Below are 22,521 nucleotides of genomic sequence, written 5' to 3' on the forward strand. Positions count from 1 at the left end.
TTGCCCTTGGCCCATGTCCTCAATAGGGCGGGCGGCATGACCTCTTCCAGCACCTTCTTCTGCGGCATCGGCGGCAGCGGCATGCTTCCCCTCGCGTGCATCGTCCGCGCCCGCGGCGGCAGCGTCGCCGGCTCCGACCGCGCGCTCGATGCCGGCCGGCTCGGCGCCAAGTTCGAGTTTCTCCGTGCGCAAGGCATCGAGCTGTTCGCGCAGGACGGCAGTGGCCTTGCGCCCGGCATGACCCTCGTCACCTCCGCCGCGGTCGAATCGACCATCCCCGACGTCGCCCGCGCGAAGGAGCTTGGCCTCCCCCACCTCACCCGGCCGCAGCTGCTCGCCGAACTTCTCAACGACGCGGCCACCAGCGTCGCCGTTGGCGGCACCTCGGGCAAGTCGACCGTCACCGGCATGATCGGCTGGATCCTCCACCATGCAGGCCGTAAGCCGACGGTGATGAACGGCGCGGTGATGAAGAACTTCGTCTCGCCCGCAACGCCGTTCGCCAGCGCGCTGGTCGGCGACCCCGACCTGTTCGTCAGCGAAGTCGATGAAAGCGACGGCTCGATCGCGCTCTACCGTCCATCAGTCGCGGTGCTGAACAACGTCAGCCGCGACCACAAGGAAATGGACGAACTCCGCGCGCTGTTCGGCGGCTTCCTCGCCGCGGCGGGCAAGGCGGTGGTCAACATGGACGATGCGGAAAGCCGCGCGCTCGCGCCAGCGGGCGCCATCGGCTTCGGCTTCGAGGGCGACTGCACCGTGCTCGGCTCCGAGCTGAACCTTGAGGCCAAGGGCAGCGCCTTCACCATCACAGCGGGCGGCGATCAAGCCGAAGTCCGCTTGCCCCTCCCCGGCCGTCATAATGCCGGCAACGCACTTGCAGCCATCGCCGCGACCCTCGCGCTCGGCGTGCCGCTGGCCGACGCTGCAGCCGCGCTCGCCTCGTTCCAAGGCCTGAAGCGCCGCCTCGAGACCGTCGGCACGGCGGGCGGCGTCACGGTCATCGACGATTTCGCCCACAACCCGGACAAGATCGCCGCGACGCTCGCGACCCTGACCGCCCGGCCGGGCCGCTTGCTCGTCATGTTCCAGCCGCACGGCTACGGCCCGCTCGCGAAGATGGGCGACGAGCTCGCCGCCACCTTTGCGGGAGGCCTCCGCAGCGACGACGTGCTGATCCTCTCTGATCCCGTCTATCAGGGCGGCACCGTCGATCGCTCCCGCGGCTCGGAATGGCTGGTCGACGCCGTCCGCGCCCAAGGCGGCCAGGCGGAGCATCTGCCCGAACGCCCCGCCATCGCCGCGCGCTTGCTCGACCTCGCCCGCTCCGGCGACACCATCGCCATCCTCGGCGCCCGCGACGACACACTGAGCGAATTTGCGGCCGAGCTGGTCGGGAACTTGGGCCAGCGCGGCTGATTGACAGCGCCATGACCAATGGCTGGAAACTCGATCGCGCCGAACGCGAAACCCTGCTCCGCGACCATCCGCCCCGCTATGCCGAGGTGGTGGCCGATCACGTCACGCTGGATGTGCGCAAGAACGACCCGCCGCACGAGGTGAAAGCCGCGATCGTCGGCCGCACCGACGATGACAGTGGGGTGGAAGCCATGGTGGTGACCATTGATGGCACCGTCGATCGGCCGGACGGTTCGACCTATCACATCACCTGGTCGCTCGCCTCCGGTCGCACGGCCAAGGAAAGCAACGAGGTGCTGAAGGAGCGCGGGTGGAAGGAGCTCGACCACCCCGTGCCGATCACCCTCACCCCCGCTCGCTTCTGATGGCCGAGCCGAAGCTGTTTCTCGATTGCGATGGCGTACTGGCGAATTTCGATGCCGGGGTGCGCAAGCTGCTCGGCACCGACGCCAAGACCTTCGAGGCCAGGCGCGGCAAGGGCGAGTTCTGGAAGCGGCTTGCCCGCGCCGATGATTTCTACGCCACGCTTCCCAAGATGCCGGACGCGGACGAGCTGTTCGACGCGGTCAGGCACCTCAAGCCGACCATCCTCACCGGCCTTCCCATCGGTAAATGGGCCGCGCCACAGAAGGTGGCGTGGGCGGCCGAGCATTTTCCCGGCGTCCCCATCATCACCTGCATGGCCCGCGACAAGCACCGGCACATGGCGGGTGCGGACGTGCTGGTGGACGACAGCGAGCGTCACATGGCAGCGTGGGAGCAAGCGGGCGGGATCTACATCCTGCACACCAGTGCGCGCGAAAGCATCGCGCGCCTGGCGGAGATCTATCCGAGCGTGAAGGCTTAGTCAGTCCCAGCGCAGGCCGGGACCTCAGGAGCAGTTGCGCCTTTGACAAACGAGGCCCCGGCCTTCGCCGGGGCGACGTCTCTGTTAGGCGGCGTCCGCCATATCGACCTTCTCGACCCATTCCGGCCAGAACACGGCTTCGCGGTTCGACCAGCCCGGCGCGGTCGCGGCGCTTTCGCTGATCGACTGCAGCAGCAGCCGGCGGCGATCGGGGTGGAGGTGCGGCAGCGCCGCAGCAGCGCAGAAGGCGGCCGGCAGCCACGGCCGCGCCGCCGCTCCGAGCAGGCGCTCGTAGAGGAAGCGGAAGGCCGCGAAGTTCGGGATACGATCCTGACCAAGATCGAAGGCGGTGACGGTGATCAGCAGGCCCATGAACGGGTCGATGGTGTCGAGCCCGCTGTCGTCCGGCACCTGCATCCGAAGCGCGTCGAGCTGCTTGTAGAGCCGGCCCTGTGCACGGATCGACGCGGCTTCGCCTTCATCGCGCGCCCAGCACTCAAGCGCGTCACGGCGGCCAAAGGCGATGTCGAGGCTGCGGCGAATGTAGCGCTGGGTCGCTTTCGGGAACCCCGCAAACTCCTTCATTTCGCTCAGCAGCAACGCCCCACCGGCAGGCTGCATCGAACGCGTCGTCATGGCACCCAGCTCCTTACACTCAGGGCTGGAAGATATGCCGATTCAAGCGTTTCCACTTGCTTAACCATCGACCCAACCCCGGTTCATATTGAAACCGGTTCGGACGGCGATTGCACGTGCTTATTGGTTCAGCTGCGCAAAGTCGGGCAGCTGTCACAATCCTGCAACTGCGTGATCAACTCACCTTGACCGGCGGGCGGCCTCAGCCGGGAAAGCCGCTGGACGGCACGGGTTCGTCACCGCAGCCCGGCTGCGAGGCCGACGGTGGGTCCGAAGCATCCATGGATTCATCGCTGCCGACATCCACTTTGGCATCTTCGTTGCCCGGATCACGGCGCAGCTTCTTCTCCAGTTCACGATCCGGATCGCCGCTCTGTACGGCGGGCGGCGCCTCGGCTCCCCTCTGCTCGGTCATTCACAATCTTCCTTTCGCTGCAACAACGTTCTTGGCAGCGCGCCCGTTCCGCTTCGACCAAAGGCGCCCGCGCTTCGGCAACCGGCAATCGGGCGGTTGCGCTGGCGCCCCCCGGTCGGCACTCTCAGATCCTATGAACATGCCCCTTCCCAGCGATCGCCTGGTCCTTGGCAGCAGCGCGCTCGCGCCGCCCCGCTTCGCCGACTGGAAGCTGGCGATGAAGACGATCTTCGGCTTCTGGGCGATCTACTGCATCACCATCGTCGCCAGAGCCTTCCTTGGCAGCGACCCGCTGACCGTGCTCGCCAACAAGGTGATGACGGTTTCCTTCGGCATCATCCTCACCATCCTCCTCTATGCCGCCATTGCGAGCCTCAGCCGCGGCCAGTCCATGCGCCGCAAGGCAGTGGTGGCGGGCATCGGCTCGCTGCTCGCCTCGGCCGCGCTCGCCGGCAGCCTGGTGATGAGCGAAGGCCACCTCAAGACCAGCCGCGAAGAGATCCGCATCCAGGCCCGCGACGGCGTGGTGCTGGTGCAGAAAGGCGATCAGGTCCGGATCGAACGCGGCGCCGCCGACCCGGTGGTGTTTTCCGCCCCCCGCCTCACCGACCTTGGTCAGCGCGAACAGTTCCGGGTGGCGGCCGACACCGCTGTCGTGTGGCTGTTCTTCTTCGCCGCTTGGTCCGCAGTCTATCTCGCGGCGATGAGCCAGCAGCAGGCGCTCGACCTCCAGAAGCGCGCCGCTGCCGCCGAAAGCGCGGCCCAGCAAGCGCAGGTCCGGGCGCTCCGCTACCAGGTCAATCCGCACTTCCTGTTCAATACGCTGAACAGCCTGTCGAGCCTGGTGATGACCGGTCGTTCGGCTGAAGCGGAGGAGATGATCCTCAAGCTGTCGACCTTTTTCCGGTCCAGCCTGTCGACCGATCCCACCGCCGACGTCAGCCTGGCCGAAGAGATCGAGCTTCAGCGACTATATCTCGACATCGAAAAGGTTCGTTTCCCGCGCCGCCTGAACGTCGAGATCGACGTGCCCGACGCGCTAACCTCCGCCCGCCTGCCCGCGCTCATCCTCCAACCGATCGTCGAGAATGCGATCAAATACGGGCTTGGCAACACACGCGACAAGGTAACGCTGCGGATCGCGGCGGAAGAGCCCCTGCCGGGCCGCCTCCGGATCGAGATCAGCAATTTCGGTGGGGTGGCGCTCAAGTCTCCGCGAAGGCCGGCGCCGCCCGCCGGCACCAAGGTCGGGCTGGTCAATGTCGCCCAGCGCCTCAGCGCCCGTTTTGGAAGGGCAGCGGCGGTCGAACATGGACCTTTGAACGGCGGCGGCTACAAGGTCGCGCTCACCCTTCCGACGAGCCGCGACGATGGATGAGCCCGCTCTCAGGACCCTGGTCGTAGACGACGAGCCGCTTGCGACCGAGCGGCTGCAACTGTTGCTCGCCCGGATCGGCGGGATCGATCTGGTCGGCACCGCCAGCGACGGCGAAAGCGCCTGCCGTATGGCCGACGCACTGCGGCCCGACCTCTTGCTCCTCGACATCGCGATGCCGGGCATGGACGGCATCGACGTCGCGCGGGAGCTTGGACGAGCGGGAACCCGGCCGGCAGTGATCTTTGTCACCGCCTTTGACCAATTCGCCGTCTCCGCCTTCGAGGTCGAAGCCGTCGATTACCTCGTCAAACCCGTCGATCCCCAGCGGCTGGAACGCGCGTTGGAACGGGCCCGCGACCATCTGGAACGGCGCCGTGAGCAAGGGGCGACCGTCGCTCCTGTGGCTGGTGAGTACCTCGACGAATTCTGGGCCTCGGACCTTAGCGGGCTGGTTCGCATCCGCGCGATCGACATCGACCGTGTTTCGGCCGAGCGCGACTACATGCGCCTCCACGTCGGTCCACGGAGCTGGCTTATCCACCACAGCATGGCCGCCCTCGAAGAAGGGCTCGATCCCGCGGTGTTCGTCCGCCTGCATCGCTCGGCAATTGTCCGCCGCGATTTCATCAGCGGGTTCCAGCGCAATGCCTCCGGCCGCTGGATCGCGCGGCTGGCGGACGGGACCGAGCAGCCGGTCGGCCGCCTTTACGCCGATTGCGTGCGGGAGATTGCGGGGCGCTAAACCGCTGCCCCGCTATCCTCCGTCTGCTCCTCGGACACCGCGCCCGTCACCGCAACGTCGAGCACCACGTTGCCGAGCGTGCGAAAGGTGTCGGGGATCGTTTCCAGCGCCAGCAGCAGCGCCAACGGCTCGATCGGCACACCAAGCGCGATGCTGATCGGCGCGATCGAGGTGACGAAGCTGATCTGCCCCGGCAGGCTGACCGCACCAAGGCTCGCCATCGCGGCCACCGCGATACCGGCGATATAACCCGTCCAGCTGATCTCCACGCCAAGCCAGTGGGCCACATACAGCGCAACGCCGATGTTCATCGCCGGGCCGGTCGCCCGGAACAAGGCCACGGCGAGCGGCAGCACGACATCGGCGTCACGCTGCGGAATGCGCAGATCCGCTGCGCTTTGCAGCATGGTCGGAAGCGAAGCGAGCGAGGAACGCGTCGACAGCGCCACCACCATCGGTCCGGTGATCGCCTTGAAAAAGGCGCCGGGGGCATAGCCGGCAACCAAAATGGCAATGCCGAACCCGACCAGCGTCAGGAATACGCCCAGCGCCGACAGGATCAGCACGTAATGGACCACCGCGCCCAAGGCCGATCCGCCCGCGCCCGCACCCACTGCAAAGGCGAGTGCCAGCACACCGATGGGCGCCAGCCACAGGACCCAGCCGATGACCCGCAGCATGGCATCCGACACGCCTTCGAAAAAGCCGAGCACGCCGGCCCGCCGCTCCCGCTCGACCTTGGCAAGGGCAAAGGCAAACACCGCAGTGAAGAAGACCAGAGGAAGGATCTGATCGTTGGCAGCCGCCGCGATCGGATTGGGCGGGATGATCGTCTTGAAAAAGTCGGCCACGGTCGGCACCGCGGCCGCAGTGGCGCTCTGGTCAACTCCGGCAAGGCCTGCCTGAAGCGCCTGCGCCGCGGCTTGCGGCAAGGGAAACACCGCCAGCAGCGCCGGGGTCATTACCGCACCGAACACCGCCGAGAAGATGTAGAAGCCGACAAACCAGGCGACTGCCTTTGCCGCCAGGCCGCCCGCGCGCGCGGCATCGGCACCGCCGACCACGCCCACCACCAGCAGTGCGACGATCAGAGGGATCACCGTCATCCGCAGCGCGTCGAGCCACAGCCCGCCGATCAGCGCCGCCGTTTGCACCAGCGGCTCCTTTATGCCGTCGCCGAGGCCGGCCACGACGATGCCGAGCACCAGCCCGACGATCAGCGCGGCCATCAGCAGCAACGCGCTCTTGCCGCCAGATCCGGCAGGGCGAGCCGGCGATGCGGCGTTTGCGTCATTCATCCAAGTTCAACTCCAGGCGCGAGCACGCAGCACCCTGCCTAGCGGCGCACCAAGAGCGTGCAAGCCCGACGCGTCAAGGAATGCGCCAGGCGATCCGGCCCTTCACCTTGTCCCTGGTCGGCTTGCCCGCCCTGTCGCGGGCTGGCGTGAAGCGCGCCCGGCGCTTCAAGACGGCGCAGCTCTGGGTATCGAGGCTCGCCTGCCCGCTGGTCTCGACAACCATGCAATCAGCGACCTTGCCCTGTTCGTTGACCAACAGGGCGAAGGCCGTGGTGCCGCTCCACTCGCGGCGCACGGCTTCGTCGGGATAATCGTCGTCGGTGAAGAAACTGGCCAGGCTTGCAACCGCCACTGCCGGCGTGCCGCCCTCCGCGCTCCACGCACGCTGCAGGTCCTCGACGCAGCTTTTCATTACCTTGGCGAGGTCCGGCATGGCTGGAATGACGTAATCGCGGCGCAGTTCGCCGATCTTGAGCGACAGGGTCGGCGATGCGGACAGCCGCTCGAATTCGGCCGCTGGCATGTTGATCAGGCGCACCCGCTGCGACTTTTCGCCGCCAGTGCTCCACATCACCGCATTGCCCCGATACATTTCACCCGCTGCCGGCCTGATCTCGGTCTCCACCTGCTGCGCAGGACCGGAGCGGCCCGGCTGCACGATGCCGAATTGGACCACGTCGCCGAGCGGTGACGCCTTCAGGAACAATTGGTCCTCGCCATAGGCACGCGACGCTACGCACTGAGCATCGTCGAAATTGACGATCCATCGTCCCGTCGGCGCCATCGGCGCTGCCGCTGCAGGATGAGGGAAGCCGAGGAGGCCGAGCACCGCAAAACGCATGAAAAAGGCTCGCATGGGCCGAGCTTATCAGCAGGCTTCGGCCTGACAAGCACGAGTCTCCGTTCGCCCGAAAACTCGCGCTGCCTGCGAACAAACCGCGGAGCAGGCGCGTTGAGGGGCGGTAACTTCATCCTTTGTAAGGAGACAGCATATGATCGGTTCGGACAACAAGGGCACGGGCACGCTCGAAACCCTCACCACCACCCTCATCGACAGCGTCAACGGCTACCGCGACGCTGCCCAGAACGCCGAAGGCACCCGCTTCCAGGAGCTCTTCCGCCGCAATGCCGACGAGCGCAGCCGGATTGTCGAGGAACTTCGTTCGGAGATCACCCGCCTTGGCGGCAATGCGCCGGACGACGGCAGCTTCCTTGGCGCTACCCACCAGCGCTTCCTCGACCTTAAGGCGGCGGTCACCGGGCGCGACGACAAGGCCATCATCAATGAGGTCGAGCGCGGGGAGGACTATCTCAAGGAGAAGTTCGAAGCGGCGCTGAACGCGACCGATGCTGCGCCAGAAACCCGCACGATCATCGAACGCGCTTACCAGTCGGTGCGCCAGGGCCATGACCAGATCAGCAGCCTGAAGCACGGCCTGGAGGCCTGACGCATGGGGATCTTCGACAAGATCAAGGGCGCGATCTTCGGCCACAAGGATCCGGGACCGGGTAACCGCCCGACCATCCCGGCTGGCATGGCCGGCGGTCCGCCGCTCCAGCAGCAGCAACAGCAGCAGCAGCAGTCGCAAGGTGGCCAGCCACTGGGTCAATCGATCACCCAGGCCGGGACCACACAGCAGACGGACGTCGACGTCGAACAGGTGCTGGCCGACATCAGCCGCCAGCGCGGCAATCCCGACCTCAACTACAAGTCGTCGATCGTCGACCTGATGAAGCTGCTCGGAATCGATTCCAGTCTCGAGAACCGCAAAGAGCTCGCGCAGGAACTAGGTTACACGGGTGAGCTGAACGGCTCGGCCGAAATGAACATCTGGCTGCACAAGGCCACCATGAAGCAGCTTGCTGCCAATGGCGGCCGCGTGCCGGCGAGCTTTATCGATTGATCAGGGCTGGTGCGGACCCCCTTCGAGGGGGTTCGCACCACCTCCCTTGTCGTCCCGCGGACGAACGTCGAGCGGGACCACCATCTTGCCGTCGGCGCTCACGAAGGTCGGCATCTGCGCCGGCCGCTCCGTGTCGGGACCGCGGCTCACCACCCATTGCACTTCCATCCGCAGGTTGCGCGTCGCGGCGGGCACCTGTTCGGCGAAGCTCTTGCGAAAGCAGGGTGCCGGACGCCAGTTGAAGCGGGCCGAGAACCGTCCCTCGACACAGTCCCGCACGGTCAGATCGTCGTTCAGGCGGTAATCGCCCTCTCCCCGCACCAATATCTCGCCGCGATGTGCCGGGATTGGCGCAAACGGCAGGGCAGCATCGATCAGCCACCGGTTCTCGAGACGGATGGTTAGAACCTCCTCCGGTCGTGCCTGGAGATATCCGGCGGCCGCGGCCACGAATTTAAGGTCGAGCGGGTTGCACTCGCCCACATTCACTCGCTCGCCGGCTTCAAAGACAAGTTCGCGGCGGCAGGAGCGCTGACGCCCGCCGGCCGTCACCTCCCAAACATTATGGATGGCCCGCAGCGAATCCTGGAGGGCCGAGCTCCCGGCAGCTTTGTCGGGCAGTGCCCAGCGGACGCGGCCGGACACGCTGTCGGGCACCGCCCGGCCGCGGCGATCCCTCGCCGGGGTGAAGCGCGCCCGCTCGCTAAGGATACGGCAGGTCGCCACGTCGAGCGATGCCGATCCGCTACTCGCCTCCACCGCGCAGGCGCTTACCGATCCATCTGCGTCTATCGAGAGGCGATAGGCCACGAACCCCTGCTCTTCGTTACGGATGGCCTCGCGCGGGTAATCGTCCGGCGACAGGTAAGCGGCAAGATTCTCCACCGACTTGGCCGGAACCGCCGGAGCCGAAAGGCTGAGGCCCAGGATGGCCAACAGGGACACGCGCACAGCCTCCGAACAGGTGATCTCCAGCCTAGCCGTTTGCCGCTGGCTGTCGAGCACCCGAAAGCGGCGCTACTTCTTGGCCGGATCATGCCCCCAGTTCTTGAGGCTCGCTTCCCATCGCGAGCCATCGGGGTGAGAGGGCTTCTGCGCCAGGTGGCGATGCACATAGCCCGTCACTTTCTTCATGTGCGCCAGATCGCTGTCATCAAGATCGGCTGCCTTCTTGTGCAGCAACTCGACAATGCGCTTGCCCGACTTGTGCCCGACGCTTTCGCCCGAACCCTTGCCATCCTCGCCCTTCCAGCCGACTTCCTTGCTTTCCTCGGTGTCGAGCCATTTCTCGAGCTCGGTCGGAGTCATGTTGACCGCTTCCCGGAAGTCCTTGCGGATCTCGCTGCGTTCGTCGGCATCGATGGTGTCGGCCATGGTTCACTCCTCCTCGCGGAGGAGAACGCGCCAAGCCTCGGCTGGTGCTGCTGGCCTTGAGGTCAGGTCGGCGCACGCGTTGTGCCCGCCCAAACAGAAATGGGGCCCGGCATTGCTGCCGAGCCCCACTGCGCCGAGCGTGAGATTACCGGTCTTCGCTTCTTGCTGACACTCCATCCCGAAGGAAAAGCGTCGGCACTCCACGATCCTTGCGCACTCGCTCAGGCGTCGCGTCGGTCTCGATCGGCTGCCCGGTCTCCCGGGCTCTTCCCCGCGGCTTCCGCTCCATTCCAGCCTTTCGGCCTTTGCGTCGCTTTCACCCGGCTCTGCCGGCGCTTCCCGGATCGATCGGCGCTGGTCCGAAGACCGTTGCTTCCCTCACCGTTCGGCTCCGACGGTCTTGGTCCTCGCCTCCGCTTCGAACTCGCTGCGCTCCGAAGAACGCCTCGGCTTCCAAGCCTCGGTCTCGGTCCTGGACCCGCTTCTCTCGCTTTTCCTGGCAAGCCAGTTCCAGCTCAAGTCGCCACCAACCGTCCGTTCGCGGCCCTTCTTGGGACCATCGTCTTTCGCGCTGCCCTGATCACACCCTTGCGGGGGACCCGGCCTGCGGCGGTGAGACGATCATCTCTTCCGGCGCCTCTTGCCGGCTTCGCTTCGAAGATCCTCCGGTTCGATCCGTCCGGGCATCCTGGGGAAGCCCAATCGTTGCAAAACCGAATTCCACTTCGTCGCCGTGCCGGCGGAGATCGGAAGTTCCTTTCCTTTCCTGCCGCCTGACCCTTGCGGGTCTCTTGGAGGAGAGGGCCGGTTGCCCCCCGATCACCTGGAGAAGATGACCGAGTTCCTGAGTCGCGCAAAGCGGATTCGGCAGCATGGAGGCTGTGGATAACGGGGATATCGGGAGCAATCGTTACGGGCCGCGCTGTTGCCGTTCCGTTCTCCTCGTCCTACCTGCTTAGCGGTGTCCGAATCCGCTGCCCTGTCGCCCGAGCCTGCCTATCTCGCGAGCCTGAACGCGCCGCAGCGCGAAGCGGTGCTGACGACCGAAGGCCCGGTGTTGGTGCTGGCCGGCGCGGGCACGGGCAAGACCGCCGCGCTGACCGCCCGCCTCGCCCACCTCATCGCCACCCGCAAAGCGTGGCCGAGCGAAATCCTGGCGGTCACCTTCACCAACAAGGCGGCGCGCGAAATGCGCGAGCGGATCGCCCGCATCAGCGGCGGCGCGATCGAGGGGATGCCGTGGCTCGGCACCTTTCACTCGATCGCCGCCAAGATGCTCCGCATCCACGCCGAGCTTGCCGGGCTCCAATCGAATTTCACCATCCTCGACACCGACGACCAGCTCCGCCTGATGAAGCAACTGATCGTCGCCGCCGAGATTGACGAGAAGCGCTGGCCCGCTCGGCAGCTGTCGGTTCTCATCGATCGCTGGAAGAACAAGGGCCTGACCCCCGACATGGTCGATGCGGGCGAGTCCGAAGCCTTTGCCAACGGCCGTGGCGCCGACCTCTACAAGCAGTATCAGGATCGGCTTAAAGCCGTGAACGCCTGCGACTTCGGCGATTTGCTGCTGCACATGCTGGTGATCTTCCGCACGCACGACGACGTGCTGGAACGCTACCGCACCCGCTTCAAATATCTGCTGGTCGACGAATATCAGGACACCAACGCGGTCCAGTACGAATGGCTGAAGCTGCTTGCCGAGCCGCGCCGCAACCTCTGCTGCGTCGGGGACGACGACCAGTCGATCTACTCCTGGCGCGGGGCCGAGGTCGCCAACATCCTCCGCTTCGAGCGCGACTTTCCGGGCGCGGCGGTGATCCGGCTCGAGCAGAATTATCGCTCCACCCCGCACATTCTCGGCGCCGCCTCGGGCCTCATCGCCAACAACTCGGGCCGCCTCGGCAAGGATCTGTGGACCGAGGTCGACACGGGCGAGAAGGTCAAGGTTGTCGGCGTATGGGACGGCCCGGAAGAAGCCCGCCGGGTCGGCGAGGAAGCCGAGCAACACCAGCGCCGCGGCAGCCTCAGCGACATCGCCATCCTCGTCCGCGCCCAGTTCCAGACCCGCGAATTCGAAGAACGCTTCATCGCCATTGGTCTGCCCTACCAGATCGTCGGCGGCTTCCGCTTCTACGAACGCGCAGAAATCCGCGACGCGCTCGCCTATCTCCGGCTGGTGCAAAGCCCGTCCGACGACCTCGCGTTCGAGCGTATCGTCAATACCCCCAAGCGCGGGCTCGGCGACAAGGCGGTGGCGACCATCCACCGCTACGCCCGCGCCTCGGGCCAGCCTTTGCTGCTGGCGGCCGCGCAGATGCTCGATTCCGATGAGCTCACCCCGCAGGCCCGCCGCAGCCTCGGCCGCTTCGTCGGCGACTTCGCGCGCTGGCGGCAAATGCACCTCGCCGCCGCCGACACCCCTGCCCCGCTCGGCGCCCCGCCGGCCCATGCCGAGCTCGCCCGCCAGCTCCTCGACGAAAGCGGCTACACCGCCGCGCTCCAGGCCGAGCGCACCGCCGAAGCCACCGGCCGGCTCGAGAACCTCGCCGAACTTACGCGGGCCATGGAGGAGTATGAGAACCTCCCCTCCTTCCTCGAGCATGTCAGCCTGGTCATGGACAATGACGCAGACAAGACCGGCGACAAGGTCACCATCATGACCATCCACGCTGCCAAGGGGCTGGAATTCCCGATCGTCTACCTCGCCGGCTGGGAAGAAGGCGTATTCCCCTCGCAGCGCGCGCTGGACGAAGGCGGCACCGCCAGCCTCGAGGAAGAACGGCGCCTGGCTTACGTCGCGATCACCCGGGCGCGCGTGAAGGCGACCATCTTCCACGCCGCCAACCGCCGCATCTACGGCCAGTGGACCAGCAGCATCCCGAGCCGCTTCGTCGGCGAGCTGCCCAAGGAGCATATCGAGGAAGAGACCACCATGACCGGCGGCGAGTCGCTGTGGCGCGCGCAGTGGAGCGAGCATGGCGATCCTTTCGCCCATGTCGCCGCCCAGCGCCCCGACCGCCTGTCGACCCGCGGCCCCGGCTTCGGCCGCGCGGCGCAGACCTTTACCCCCGTGCCCCAGCGCATCGTCGAGGCCCGCGTCTCGGCGGTCAGCCTCGGCAACAAGGGCCGCGACGACCTGTCGGTCGGCCAGCGCGTGTTTCACGGCAAGTTCGGCTATGGCGAAATCGCCGCGATCGAGGGCAACAAGCTCGAGATCGACTTCGAACACGCCGGCCGCAAGCGCGTGCTCGACAGCTTCGTCAGCCTCGGCTGAGCGGAACCGCATCGCTCGCCAGCCGGTTCTTCCGGCATGTCAGAAACCGCTGAAAAGACCGATCCTGCGCTCTGGGAAAAGATCAAGAAACGCGTCACCGCTGGCGACAAAGGCGGCGACAAGGGCGAATGGTCGGCCCGCAAGGCGCAACTCGCGGTTGCCGAATACAAGAAAGCCGGCGGCGGCTATCGCGGGAAGAAAGACCCGCACAATCATCTCGCCGAATGGACCCGCGAGGAGTGGGGCACCAAGTCGGGCAAGGAAAGCGGCGACACCGGCGAGCGCTACCTTCCGAAAAAGGCGCGCGAGGCGCTCACCGACAGCGAATACAAGCGCACCACCGCAAAGAAGCGGACCGACAGCGCCAAGGGCAAGCAATTCTCCGCCCAGCCCAAGGATGTCGCGCGCAAGACCTCAGCCGCGCGCCAAGGCGAGCCGACCAAGGCCGACCTGCTCGCCGAAGCGCGCAAGCGAGACATCAAAGGCCGCTCGACCATGACCAAGGCCGAGCTGCAGAAATCGCTCGCTTAGCGCCGCGGCGGGCGGGGTCCGCGCGGGCCTTGGCGCGGCTTCGGCGGACCGCCGCCCGCGGCGTGATGCTCGTCGGGGCTGGTGCTCGCCTCGACGATGATCCCGTCCTGCGCCATGGCCGGCGAATTCTTGCGAAGGGCCTTGATAAACGTCTGCAGCGCGCGCGGGCTCACCTCGAAGAAGCTCTCAATCGCCGCGACCTTGATCGCGCCGATCTCGGTCCGGGGCACGTGACCGATGCGGCAGATCAACGGCAGCAGCCACTTCGGATCGCCGCCCTGACGCCGGCCGGCGTTGATCTTGAACCACCCGGCCCCGTCGAAGCCGCCGTGGCGCGGCCCGTCATCGCCTGGACCTTCAAGCAAATCCTCCGGCGCGGGCAGATCGGCGTGAAGCCGCGCCACCAGCGCCTGCGCCACGCCCTGCGGTCCCAGCCGGTCCAGCAGCGCCGCTGCAAGATTGGCGTCGCCCTCGTCCTGCGGCTGCGGTTCGTCGAACTGCGCAAGCAGGCGTGCACGATCCTGGTCGCGGATCGCCTCGGCGCTCGGCACGTCGGTCCACTCGACCGGAATCCGGGCCAGGCGAAGCATTCCCTCGACCCGGCGCCGGCGCATGTTGGGCACGATCAGCACCGCCGTTCCCTTGCGCCCCGCCCGGCCGGTGCGGCCCGAGCGGTGCTGCAGCGCCTCGGCATCCCGCGGCAATTCGACGTGGATCACGAGGCTGACCGAAGGCAAGTCGATGCCGCGCGCGGCGACGTCGGTTGCGACCAGTACCCGCGCGCGCTTGTCGCGCAGCGCCTGGAGCGCGCGGTTACGGTCCGCCTGGCTATGCTCGCCCGACAAGGCGACGGCGGTGAAGCCGCGCTCGGACAGGCTGCCGTGAAGGCGGCGCACCGCTTCGCGCGTCGCGCAGAACAGGATCGCCGTTTCCGCCTCGTGAAAGCGAAGCAGGTTCACCACCGCATGCTCGACGTCGGTCGGGCGGACCGTGACCGCCTGATAGGCAATATCGCCATGCCCGGCGCTGGTCTCGACCGTGCTGATCCGCAGCGCATCGCGCTGATAGCGGCGGGCCAGCGCGACGATCGGCTTGGGCAGGGTGGCGGAGAACAGCAGGGTACGCCGCTCGGCCGGAGCGCCATCGAGGATCTCTTCCAATTCTTCGCGGAAGCCCATGTCGAGCATCTCGTCGGCCTCATCGAGCACCACGACCTTAAGGCTCGACAGGTCGAGAGCCCCACGCTCGAGATGGTCGCGCAGGCGGCCCGGCGTGCCAACCACGATATGCGCGCCATTTTCCAGTGCGCGGCGCTCGCGCACCGGATCCATGCCGCCGACGCAGGTCAGCACCCGGCCACCAGCTGCTTCGTAGAGCCACTGCAATTCGGTCGACACCTGCAGCGCGAGTTCGCGGGTCGGCGCGATCACCAGCGCCAGCGGCTTCAGCGAAAACGGCAGCCGCTCGGCCTCGCCCAGAAGATCGGGTGCCATGGCAAGGCCGAAGGCGACGGTCTTGCCCGAGCCGGTGCGGGCGGAAACGAGGAGATCGCGGCCGACGGCTTCGGGGGTCGACACCGCGTCCTGGACTTCGGTCAGCGTTTCATAGCCGCGCGTTTCGAGCGCCCGGGCGAGCGCCGAAGGGAGATGTTGATGGAGCATGGCGCCGCCCATAGTCCGGATCGTTGCAAATGACCACCGGGGCCGGAACCGCCAAGTGCGTCCGGGCGCTTCGGCTGTTCACTCCAGGAGAGCATAATCCATGCCCAAGGCCCAGATCACCCGCATGGTCCTTCCCGATCATGAATGCCCGTTCGGCCGCCGCGCGCTGCAATTGCTGAACGACAATGGCTTCGAGGTGGAAGAGCATCAGCTCACCACGCGCGAAGAAACCGATGCCTTCAAGGCCGAGCATGGGCTGTCGACCACCCCGCTGATCGTGGTCGACGGCAAGACCATCGGCGGATGCAGCGATCTCGAGAAGTTTTTAAGCGCCCACGCCTGACTGATCGGGAGCGCTCCGGCCGAGGCCAGAGCGCTCCCCTGGCTCAAGCCGTAGCGAGCTTGGTCTTCTTCAGGGCGTCGAGGTGCACCTTCGGCCCGTCCTTGGCGATTTCCGCTTCGTAGCGCGCCTTGGCTTCCGCCAATTCGACACCCAGCGCATCCATATCGACGCCGTGGCGCTTGGCTTGGCTGAAAATGCCGGTCAGCCACCGCTCTTCCTCGCCGACGTGATGTTCGATCTCTTCCTTCAGCACCTTGACCTTGGCTTCGGCGAACTCGTCACCCTTCGTGCTGGCAAGGATCTCGGCGATCAGCACGTTCGCCGCGTCATGCTCGACATAGGCTTCCTTCAGATCCGCCTCGTCGACCTTGCCCTCGCAAGCGGGGTAGAAATGGTCGTTCTCGACCCGGGTGTGGACGATCAGCGCCGTAGCGATCTCAGTTGCGATCTTGCGCTTGGCGGCCGCGCCTTTCTCCTTCTCATACTTGTTGAACAGGTCTTCCACCTCGCGGTGGTCGTTTTTGAGAAGGGTAATCGCGTCGGGGGCGGCGTCGGCCATGTCGGTCTCCGAAAGGATTGTTCAGGAGGCCTAACAGGACGGCCGGAAGGAAGGTTCCGCTAGCGCCGATCTCCGCTGCCAACCGTGGCGATCTCCTCGCTAGCCGGTTCGGGCGTCGGCCCGCCTGCCTTGTCGATCTCCATCCAATCGCGGAACGGCAGGCCATGCAGCATATCCATGACCTCGAACTCGAGCCCGCCCGGCTGGCTGGTATTGCTGTTCCACAGCGCCACCACCCCGCTCCTCAAGGCGGGATCGAACAAGATCAGCGAACGGTAGCCGTTGACCCCGCCGCGATGGCCGATGATCCGCCGCCCGGCATAATCATAAGAGCGCCAGCCAAGCCCGTAATGCGCCTCGCCGATCCGCTCGAGGAACTTGCGCAGCCGCTGCCGCTCGCCCGGTGTCTTCACCAGCGGGGCGTGGATGGTGTCGAGCACCTTCTGGTCGAGCACCTGCGGCATGCCGCCCATCTGGGCGATCATCCACAAGGACATGTCCTTGATGTTGCTGTTGACCCCGCCCGCTGCCGGCACGCGGTAATATGGCTCCAGCACCTCAAGCGGACGACGGCCCACGCTGTGTGGGCGGGCCCAGCTCTTGGCGCTGACCAGCCCTTCGCGGGTCAGCGTCGCGCTTGTCATACCGAGCGGTCCGAACAACTGCTGCCGCACCGCGTCCTGGTAGGTGGTGCCGGTCGCCCGCGCGACCATGTCGCTCGCCGCGTCAAAGGCGATGTTCTGGTAGGACCAGCAGGTGTCGGGCGGACAGATGGCGTTGAGGCTGGCGAGCTCGGCCCGCAGCACCTGCGGCGACTGCCCTTCCTCCAGCTTGTTGTCGAGCGCGTTGCGATACAGGCCGAGCCGGTGGCTCAGCACGTCGGCCACGCTGGCGCGATATTCGTTACCGGCCGGGAGCTTCAGCCCCGGCGCATAATTGACCACCGGCGCGTCGAGCCTGATCTTGCCCTGCTCGGCGAGCTTGGCGACCATGGTGCCGGCGACACCCTTGCTGACCGACGCCCAGCGGAACACCGTATCGGCGCTCACCTTCTCGCCTGAGCCTTCCACCGTTTCGCCGTAGCCCGACAGGAAAGTGATGCGGCCATTCTCGACCACGCCCACTGCCAGCCCGACCACAGTCGGCTTCTCCGCCAACCGCTTCAGACGCGCATCCAGGCGCGCATAATCAACCCGCTGGCGCGCGGCCGGCTGCACCTTGGCGAGCTGCATGCTCGCGGCTCGGATCTGATCCGCCTGGCTGTTGGCTGTACCAACGGGCTCGACGACCCGAATGCTGGCAATGGCGGCGCCCATCAACAAGACGGCGCCCGCGCCAGCAATGACGCGTTTCTTCAGTGACCTATCCTCCCCACCTGCCGGCTTGGAGCGAAGGGCGACGAGGCTCAACTACATGGCGCTCACTGCTGCGGCGAAGCGAAGCTCCCTAGCGACGAACAGGCGTAATGCTGGCCAAGCCGGGCCTTCGGCTCTAAGTCACGGCTATGCAGTTCCTGCGAACGCTTTTCTGGGTCGTCCTGGCCGTGTTCCTGGCGATCATTGCCCGCAACAACTGGTTCGACGTCACGATCAACCTGTGGGGCTCGCTCCAGGCCGACGTGAAGCTGCCGATCCTGGTGCTGATCGCCGCGCTGCTCGGCTTCTTGCCGACCTTTCTGTGGATGCGCACACGGCAATGGCGGCTGGAGCGGCGGCTGTCGGTCGCCAATCCGCCCGCACCGCAGATCGCGCCTTCGGTCGCGGCAGCCGACGGAGATCTCGCGCTGTGAGCAACCCCATCTTCGTCGCCATCGACACACCCGACCTTGCGGCTGCACAGGCATTGGCGCAGGCAGTCGCGCCGCATGTTGGGGGCCTAAAGCTGGGACTCGAGTTCTTCGCCGCGAACGGCCCCGCCGGCGTCCGGACGCTTGGGGCAGCGGGGCTACCGATCTTTCTCGACCTCAAGCTTCACGACATCCCCAACACTGTCGGCAAGGCGGTAGCCTCGCTCGCGCCGCTCGCGCCAGCGGTGCTGACCGTCCACGCCGCGGGCGGACGCGCGATGCTGGAAGCCGCGAAGGCCGCCGCACCGCCCGCCTGCAAGGTGGTGGCGGTCACCGTGCTGACCAGCCTCGACCGCGCCGACCTCGCCGACATCGGCGTGACCGCTTCTCCAGCCGAGCAGGTTGAGCGCCTTTCCGACCTTACCCGCGCCGCGGGCTGTGACGGGATCGTCTGCTCGGGCGAAGAGGTCGCTGCCGCCGCCGCGCGCTGGCCTGGCGGCACGTTCGTCGTTCCGGGCCTTCGTCCCACCGGAAGTGCGGTCGGCGATCAAAAGCGCGTGCTGACCCCGGCCGACGCCCTTGGCCGAGGCGCTTCGATCCTGGTGATCGGCCGCCCCATCACTGCTGCCGCGGATCCGGCCGAGGCGGCCCGCGCCATCGCCGCTTCCCTCACCCCACGCCCCGCGCTAACCGCCGGCGCATAGATTTCCTCAAGGACAAGCACATGAGCTGGCTCAGCCGGGTCCGTAATTCCATCACCTTCCTGCCCAAGCGCCAGACCACCGACACGCTCTGGCACAAGTGCAAGAATTGCGATGCGATGGTCTTCACCAAGGAATGGGAAGACAATCTCCAGGTCTGCCCGCGGTGCGACCATCATGACCGAATCCGCGCCCGTACCCGCTTCGAGCAAGTGTTCGACGAGGGCGAATACACCCTCCTCGCCACGCCCGACGTGCGCGAAGACCCGCTCAAGTTCCGCGACACCAAGAAGTACACCGACCGGATCAAGGCCGCGCGTGTCGCCACCGAGGAAAAGGACGCCTTCCTCAATGCCCGTGGCCGGATCGAAGGGCATGAGGCGATCGTCGGCGTGCAGGACTTCGCGTTCATGGGCGGTTCGATGGGTGTCGCCGTCGGCTCGGCGTTCGTCTCCGGGGTGCAGGCCGCAATCGCTGCCAAGCTGCCCTTCATCATCTTCACCGCCGCCGGCGGGGCGCGCATGCAGGAAGGCATTCTCAGCCTGATGCAGATGCCCCGCGCGACCGTCGCGATCGAGATGCTGCGCGAAGCTGGCCTTCCCTACATCGTGGTGCTCACCGACCCCACCACCGGCGGCGTCACCGCCAGCTATGCGATGCTCGGCGACGTGCAGCTGGCCGAGCCGGGCGCCCTGATCGGCTTCGCCGGCCAGCGGGTGATCGAGCAGACCATCCGGGAGAAGCTGCCCGACGGCTTCCAGCGCGCCGAATATCTGCTCGAGCACGGAATGATCGACATGGTCGTCCACCGCGCCGAGCTGCGCTCGCGCCTCGGTCAGCTGATCGGCTATCTGGCACCGTCGAGCCAAGCGGCCGCCTGATGGCCGACGGCGCCCGCTCGGATCATCCGGGCGTGCAGGCCGAGCTCGACCGGCTGGCACGGCTCAGCCCCGGCGGCGACCGCCTCGGGCTCGAGAGGATCAGTGAGCTTCTGGCTGGCCTCGGCCACCCCGAACGGCAGCTCCCGCCGGTGTTCCACGTCGCCGGGACCAACGGAAAGGGCTCGACCTGCGCCTTCCTGCGCGCCGCGCTGGAAGCATCCGGCGCTCGCGTCCACGTCTTCACCTCACCCCACCTGGTCCGCTTCAACGAACGCATCCGCCTCGCCGGCCGCCTGATCGACGATGAGGCGCTGGGTGCGCTGCTCGGCGAGGTGCTGGACGCTTCCGCCGACATCGCGCCCAGCTTCTTCGAAGCCACCGCGGCCGCCGCCTTCCTCGCCTTTGCCCGCACCCCCGCCGACGCCCTGGTGCTGGAGGTCGGCATGGGCGGCAGCCTCGACGCCACCAACGTGATCGAGCGTCCAGCGGTTACCGGCATCGCTGCGCTCGGCCTCGATCACCAGCAATGGCTTGGCGAGAGCCTGGCCGCCATCGCAGGCGAAAAGGCCGGCATTGCCAAGGGGGGCGTGCCACTGGTCACGCTTGCGCATCCATCAGACGCCGCCGCTCAGGTCCGCAAGGTCGCTAAAGCCAAGGGTGCGCGCCTGTTCGTGCAGGGTGCGGACTGGCACAGCCATGTCGACCGCGCCCGGCTGCATTACGGCGACGCTGAAGGCAGCCTCGACCTGCCTTTGCCCGCCCTCCCCGGCCCACACCAAGCCGACAACGCCGCGCTGGCGGTTGCCATGCTGCGCCATCAACAGGCACTCGTTGTTCCGTCCGGCTCGCTCGCCCGCGGCATGACCTTGGTTCGCTGGCCCGCCCGCCTCCAGAAGCTGCGCCCCGGCCCGCTGATCGGCACCCGCGACGCCTGGCTCGACGGCGGCCACAACGCCCAGGCCGCCGCCGTACTTGCGGCCAGCATCTCGGACCTTGCGGAGGGCCGCCCGATCCACCTCATCGTCGGCGCGTTGAGAACCAAGGACGCCGCTGGACTGCTTGCTCCTTTTCAGGGGCGGGTCGCGGGGGTTCACGCCATCAGCTTCGACCATCCGCTCGCCATGTCGGCGGCGGATCTGGCGCGGATCGCCGCCGAGCAGGGTCTTGCCGCCCGTGCAGTGCCTAGCCTCCAGGCCGCCACCGCAATCGTTCCGCCAGAAGCGGTCCTGCTGATCGCCGGCTCACTCTACCTTGCCGGCGAGGTCCTCGCGCTTAATGACGAGGCGCCAGACTAGGCCGGGCGCGGCGGCGGGGCTTCCTGTTCGGGGATCGTGCGCAGCGGCTCGCCGTCATCCTCCGTGCTCGGCTGGCGCACCGACTGCACGACATAACCCTTGCTCCACAGCAGCCAGAGCAGGAACATGCCCGGGATCGCCGCGACGATGGTGAGACCCCAGAAGCCGACCCAGCCGAGGTTCTCCGCCGCGATGCCCGCCGGGGTCGACAGCCATGTCCGTCCGACCGCCGCAAAGCTCGATAGCAAAGCGAATTGCGTCGCCGTATAGGCCAGGCTCGACAGGCCGGAGAGATAGGTGGTGAACACCGTCAACCCGATCCCGCTGGTCAGGTTCTCGGTCACCACCGCCGCAACCAGCATCCAGTAGTTGTTGCCGCTCATCGCGAGCAGCATGAACATGACGTTCGAGAACATCATCAGCAGGCCCGAGAACAGCAGCGCCCGGCCCATCCCGAGCCACAGGATGAAGGGCGCGCCCAGCGCCGAGCCGACGATCAGCGCGGCAAAACCCCATGCCTTGTTGGCGGACACGTAATCGAGGTCGGCAAAGCCAAGCTCCACGATCATCGGGCTCAGCATGATCTGCCCCATCGCATCTCCGACCTTGTAGAGGAGGACAAAGCCGAGGATCAGGAACGCGCCATTGCGGCCAAGGAACTCGCGGAACGGGTTCACCACCGTTTCGCGCAGCCACTGCCCCGCCGTCATTCCGCTCGCCGCCACATGGCGATCGACGTAGCGCCCCGGTCCCGCCCACAAGGCGCCGATGATCGCGGGCAGAATGGCCAAGCCAGTCAGCGCATAAGCCGCCGCCCAGCCCATGCCGAGCCCTTCGGTGGAGGCAATGAAGATGGTGCCGGCGCCGGCGATGAGGTTGCCGGTGCGATAGCCGAACTGGTTGGTCGCGGTGCCGTGCGCCATTTCCTCATCGGACAGGATCTCGATACGATAGGCGTCGATGACGATGTCCTGCGTCGCAGACAGGAACGCGACCACGATCGCCCAGAAGGCGAACAGCCCCATCGACCCGACCTGCGGATTACTGGCGCCGAGCTGCCACACGGCGAGGAACAGCAGGGCCTGGATGAAGAACAGCCAGCCGCGGCGCTGCCCGAACACACGCGTCAGAACCGGCAGCGGCAGTTTGTCGACCAGCGGGGCCCACAGGAACTTCAGCGTATAGGGCGTGGTCAGGCCCACCGCGAAACCGATGGTCGCCTTGTCGATCCCGACCTTGGAAAGCCAGAAGGTCATGGTCGACAGCAGCAGGGTCAGCGGAAAGCCGCTGCTGATGCCGAGCAGGAATGCGACCAGCGGACGCTTGCGCAGGTAGGGCCGGAAGCTTTCGACCCGGGTCGCCAGCAGGCCGAGCGACACCAGCAACCCGACAAAGATCGCTACCTGCAAACCGTTCATTCGCAATCCTTCAAACCAAACGCTTCGCGCCAGACCCTAGCAGCCGCATTTCGCCT

At 66.6% G+C, this 22,521-nt stretch carries 24 protein-coding genes; 14 read left to right on the top strand and 10 right to left on the bottom strand.

The window, feature by feature from the left end; translation table 11 throughout:
• Positions 1-36: 36 nt before the first annotated feature.
• From ACP69Z_RS13145 to ACP69Z_RS13155, 3 genes are read left to right on the top strand one after another with little or no spacing between them, the layout of a single operon-like run.
• A complete protein-coding gene (locus ACP69Z_RS13145; protein WP_426267911.1) occupies positions 37-1,419 on the top strand; it encodes a Mur ligase family protein in 1,383 nt (460 codons plus the stop codon).
• An 11-nt stretch (positions 1,420-1,430) separates the two neighbouring features.
• The gene (locus tag ACP69Z_RS13150) at positions 1,431-1,784 is read left to right on the top strand and encodes a hypothetical protein (protein ID WP_426267912.1); all 354 of its coding nucleotides are present in this window, start codon (positions 1,431-1,433) and stop codon (positions 1,782-1,784) included.
• Complete coding sequence (locus ACP69Z_RS13155; protein ID WP_426267913.1) at positions 1,784-2,266, top strand: 5' nucleotidase, NT5C type; 483 nt, start codon at positions 1,784-1,786, stop codon at positions 2,264-2,266. Before ACP69Z_RS13150 ends, ACP69Z_RS13155 begins: the two co-directional genes overlap by 1 nt.
• 84 nt (positions 2,267-2,350) lie before the next feature.
• On the opposite strand, the gene ACP69Z_RS13160 is transcribed toward ACP69Z_RS13155, so the two are convergent.
• Positions 2,351-2,902, bottom strand: coding sequence for a hypothetical protein (locus ACP69Z_RS13160; protein ID WP_426267914.1), 552 nt, complete (start codon positions 2,900-2,902; stop codon positions 2,351-2,353).
• 202 nt (positions 2,903-3,104) lie between these two features.
• Entirely contained in the window at positions 3,105-3,317 is a 213-nt protein-coding gene (locus ACP69Z_RS13165; protein WP_426267915.1) for a hypothetical protein, read from the bottom strand.
• Between the two features lie 133 nt (positions 3,318-3,450).
• On the opposite strand from ACP69Z_RS13165, the gene ACP69Z_RS13170 reads away from it, so the two are divergent.
• Positions 3,451-4,695, top strand: a complete 1,245-nt coding sequence (locus ACP69Z_RS13170; protein ID WP_426267916.1) for a sensor histidine kinase — start codon at positions 3,451-3,453, stop codon at positions 4,693-4,695.
• The gene (locus ACP69Z_RS13175) at positions 4,688-5,437 is read left to right on the top strand and encodes a LytR/AlgR family response regulator transcription factor (protein WP_426267917.1); all 750 of its coding nucleotides are present in this window, start codon (positions 4,688-4,690) and stop codon (positions 5,435-5,437) included. The genes ACP69Z_RS13170 and ACP69Z_RS13175 overlap by 8 nt, the downstream gene beginning before the upstream one ends.
• Here ACP69Z_RS13175 and ACP69Z_RS13180 read toward each other — a convergent pair.
• Together ACP69Z_RS13180 and ACP69Z_RS13185 are read right to left on the bottom strand one after the other, a co-directional pair.
• Positions 5,434-6,735 carry a dicarboxylate/amino acid:cation symporter gene (locus tag ACP69Z_RS13180; RefSeq protein WP_426267918.1) on the bottom strand — a complete coding sequence of 434 codons (1,302 nt, stop codon included), beginning with the start codon at positions 6,733-6,735 and terminating at the stop codon, positions 5,434-5,436. The genes ACP69Z_RS13175 and ACP69Z_RS13180 overlap by 4 nt on opposite strands.
• 73 nt (positions 6,736-6,808) lie before the next feature.
• Positions 6,809-7,591, bottom strand: coding sequence for an energy transducer TonB (locus tag ACP69Z_RS13185; protein WP_426267919.1), 783 nt, complete (start codon positions 7,589-7,591; stop codon positions 6,809-6,811).
• A gap of 136 nt (positions 7,592-7,727) precedes the next feature.
• On the opposite strand from ACP69Z_RS13185, the gene ACP69Z_RS13190 reads away from it, so the two are divergent.
• The gene (locus ACP69Z_RS13190) at positions 7,728-8,183 is read left to right on the top strand and encodes a PA2169 family four-helix-bundle protein (protein ID WP_426267920.1); all 456 of its coding nucleotides are present in this window, start codon (positions 7,728-7,730) and stop codon (positions 8,181-8,183) included.
• A 3-nt stretch (positions 8,184-8,186) separates the two neighbouring features.
• Entirely contained in the window at positions 8,187-8,639 is a 453-nt protein-coding gene (locus ACP69Z_RS13195; RefSeq protein WP_426267921.1) for a DUF3597 domain-containing protein, read from the top strand.
• On the opposite strand, the gene ACP69Z_RS13200 is transcribed toward ACP69Z_RS13195, so the two are convergent.
• Positions 8,640-9,584 carry an energy transducer TonB gene (locus tag ACP69Z_RS13200; protein ID WP_426267922.1) on the bottom strand — a complete coding sequence of 315 codons (945 nt, stop codon included), beginning with the start codon at positions 9,582-9,584 and terminating at the stop codon, positions 8,640-8,642.
• A 72-nt stretch (positions 9,585-9,656) separates the two neighbouring features.
• Positions 9,657-10,013, bottom strand: a complete 357-nt coding sequence (locus ACP69Z_RS13205; RefSeq protein ID WP_426267923.1) for a DUF3140 domain-containing protein — start codon at positions 10,011-10,013, stop codon at positions 9,657-9,659.
• Between the two features lie 961 nt (positions 10,014-10,974).
• On the opposite strand from ACP69Z_RS13205, the gene ACP69Z_RS13210 reads away from it, so the two are divergent.
• Both ACP69Z_RS13210 and ACP69Z_RS13215 read left to right on the top strand, forming a co-directional pair.
• Complete coding sequence (locus tag ACP69Z_RS13210) at positions 10,975-13,290, top strand: ATP-dependent helicase (RefSeq protein ID WP_426267924.1); 2,316 nt, start codon at positions 10,975-10,977, stop codon at positions 13,288-13,290.
• Positions 13,291-13,326: 36 nt separating this feature from the next.
• Entirely contained in the window at positions 13,327-13,821 is a 495-nt protein-coding gene (locus ACP69Z_RS13215) for a hypothetical protein (protein WP_426267925.1), read from the top strand.
• Here ACP69Z_RS13215 and ACP69Z_RS13220 read toward each other — a convergent pair.
• Complete coding sequence (locus ACP69Z_RS13220) at positions 13,818-15,482, bottom strand: DEAD/DEAH box helicase (RefSeq protein WP_426267926.1); 1,665 nt, start codon at positions 15,480-15,482, stop codon at positions 13,818-13,820. The two genes, ACP69Z_RS13215 and ACP69Z_RS13220, sit on opposite strands and share 4 nt — an antisense overlap.
• Positions 15,483-15,582: 100 nt before the next feature.
• On the opposite strand from ACP69Z_RS13220, the gene ACP69Z_RS13225 reads away from it, so the two are divergent.
• Positions 15,583-15,825 carry a glutaredoxin domain-containing protein gene (locus tag ACP69Z_RS13225; protein ID WP_426267927.1) on the top strand — a complete coding sequence of 81 codons (243 nt, stop codon included), beginning with the start codon at positions 15,583-15,585 and terminating at the stop codon, positions 15,823-15,825.
• Between the two features lie 43 nt (positions 15,826-15,868).
• Here ACP69Z_RS13225 and ACP69Z_RS13230 read toward each other — a convergent pair whose 3' ends face one another.
• Entirely contained in the window at positions 15,869-16,384 is a 516-nt protein-coding gene (locus tag ACP69Z_RS13230; protein ID WP_426267928.1) for a hemerythrin domain-containing protein, read from the bottom strand.
• Between the two features lie 59 nt (positions 16,385-16,443).
• A complete protein-coding gene (locus ACP69Z_RS13235; RefSeq protein WP_426267929.1) occupies positions 16,444-17,793 on the bottom strand; it encodes a serine hydrolase domain-containing protein in 1,350 nt (449 codons plus the stop codon).
• 95 nt (positions 17,794-17,888) lie between these two features.
• Here ACP69Z_RS13235 and ACP69Z_RS13240 point away from each other — a divergent pair, with 95 nt between their 5' ends.
• Genes ACP69Z_RS13240 through ACP69Z_RS13255 form a run of 4 tightly spaced genes read left to right on the top strand, consistent with a single transcriptional unit; the run spans position 17,889 to position 21,047 of the window.
• Positions 17,889-18,173, top strand: coding sequence for a hypothetical protein (locus tag ACP69Z_RS13240; RefSeq protein ID WP_426267930.1), 285 nt, complete (start codon positions 17,889-17,891; stop codon positions 18,171-18,173).
• On the top strand, positions 18,170-18,874 hold the full coding sequence (pyrF, locus tag ACP69Z_RS13245) for an orotidine-5'-phosphate decarboxylase (protein WP_426267931.1): 705 nt from the start codon (positions 18,170-18,172) through the stop codon (positions 18,872-18,874). The genes ACP69Z_RS13240 and pyrF overlap by 4 nt, the downstream gene beginning before the upstream one ends.
• A 20-nt stretch (positions 18,875-18,894) precedes the next feature.
• Positions 18,895-19,752 carry an acetyl-CoA carboxylase, carboxyltransferase subunit beta gene (gene accD, locus ACP69Z_RS13250; RefSeq protein WP_426267932.1) on the top strand — a complete coding sequence of 286 codons (858 nt, stop codon included), beginning with the start codon at positions 18,895-18,897 and terminating at the stop codon, positions 19,750-19,752.
• On the top strand, positions 19,752-21,047 hold the full coding sequence (locus ACP69Z_RS13255) for a bifunctional folylpolyglutamate synthase/dihydrofolate synthase (RefSeq protein ID WP_426267933.1): 1,296 nt from the start codon (positions 19,752-19,754) through the stop codon (positions 21,045-21,047). The genes accD and ACP69Z_RS13255 overlap by 1 nt, the downstream gene beginning before the upstream one ends.
• Here ACP69Z_RS13255 and ACP69Z_RS13260 read toward each other — a convergent pair.
• Complete coding sequence (locus tag ACP69Z_RS13260) at positions 21,044-22,465, bottom strand: AmpG family muropeptide MFS transporter (RefSeq protein WP_426267934.1); 1,422 nt, start codon at positions 22,463-22,465, stop codon at positions 21,044-21,046. The genes ACP69Z_RS13255 and ACP69Z_RS13260 overlap by 4 nt on opposite strands.
• Positions 22,466-22,521: the final 56 nt, after the last annotated feature.

It is taken from the genome of Sphingomonas sp. LHG3443-2, assembly GCF_049896405.1.
In the GTDB taxonomy this organism is placed as follows: domain Bacteria; phylum Pseudomonadota; class Alphaproteobacteria; order Sphingomonadales; family Sphingomonadaceae; genus Sphingomicrobium.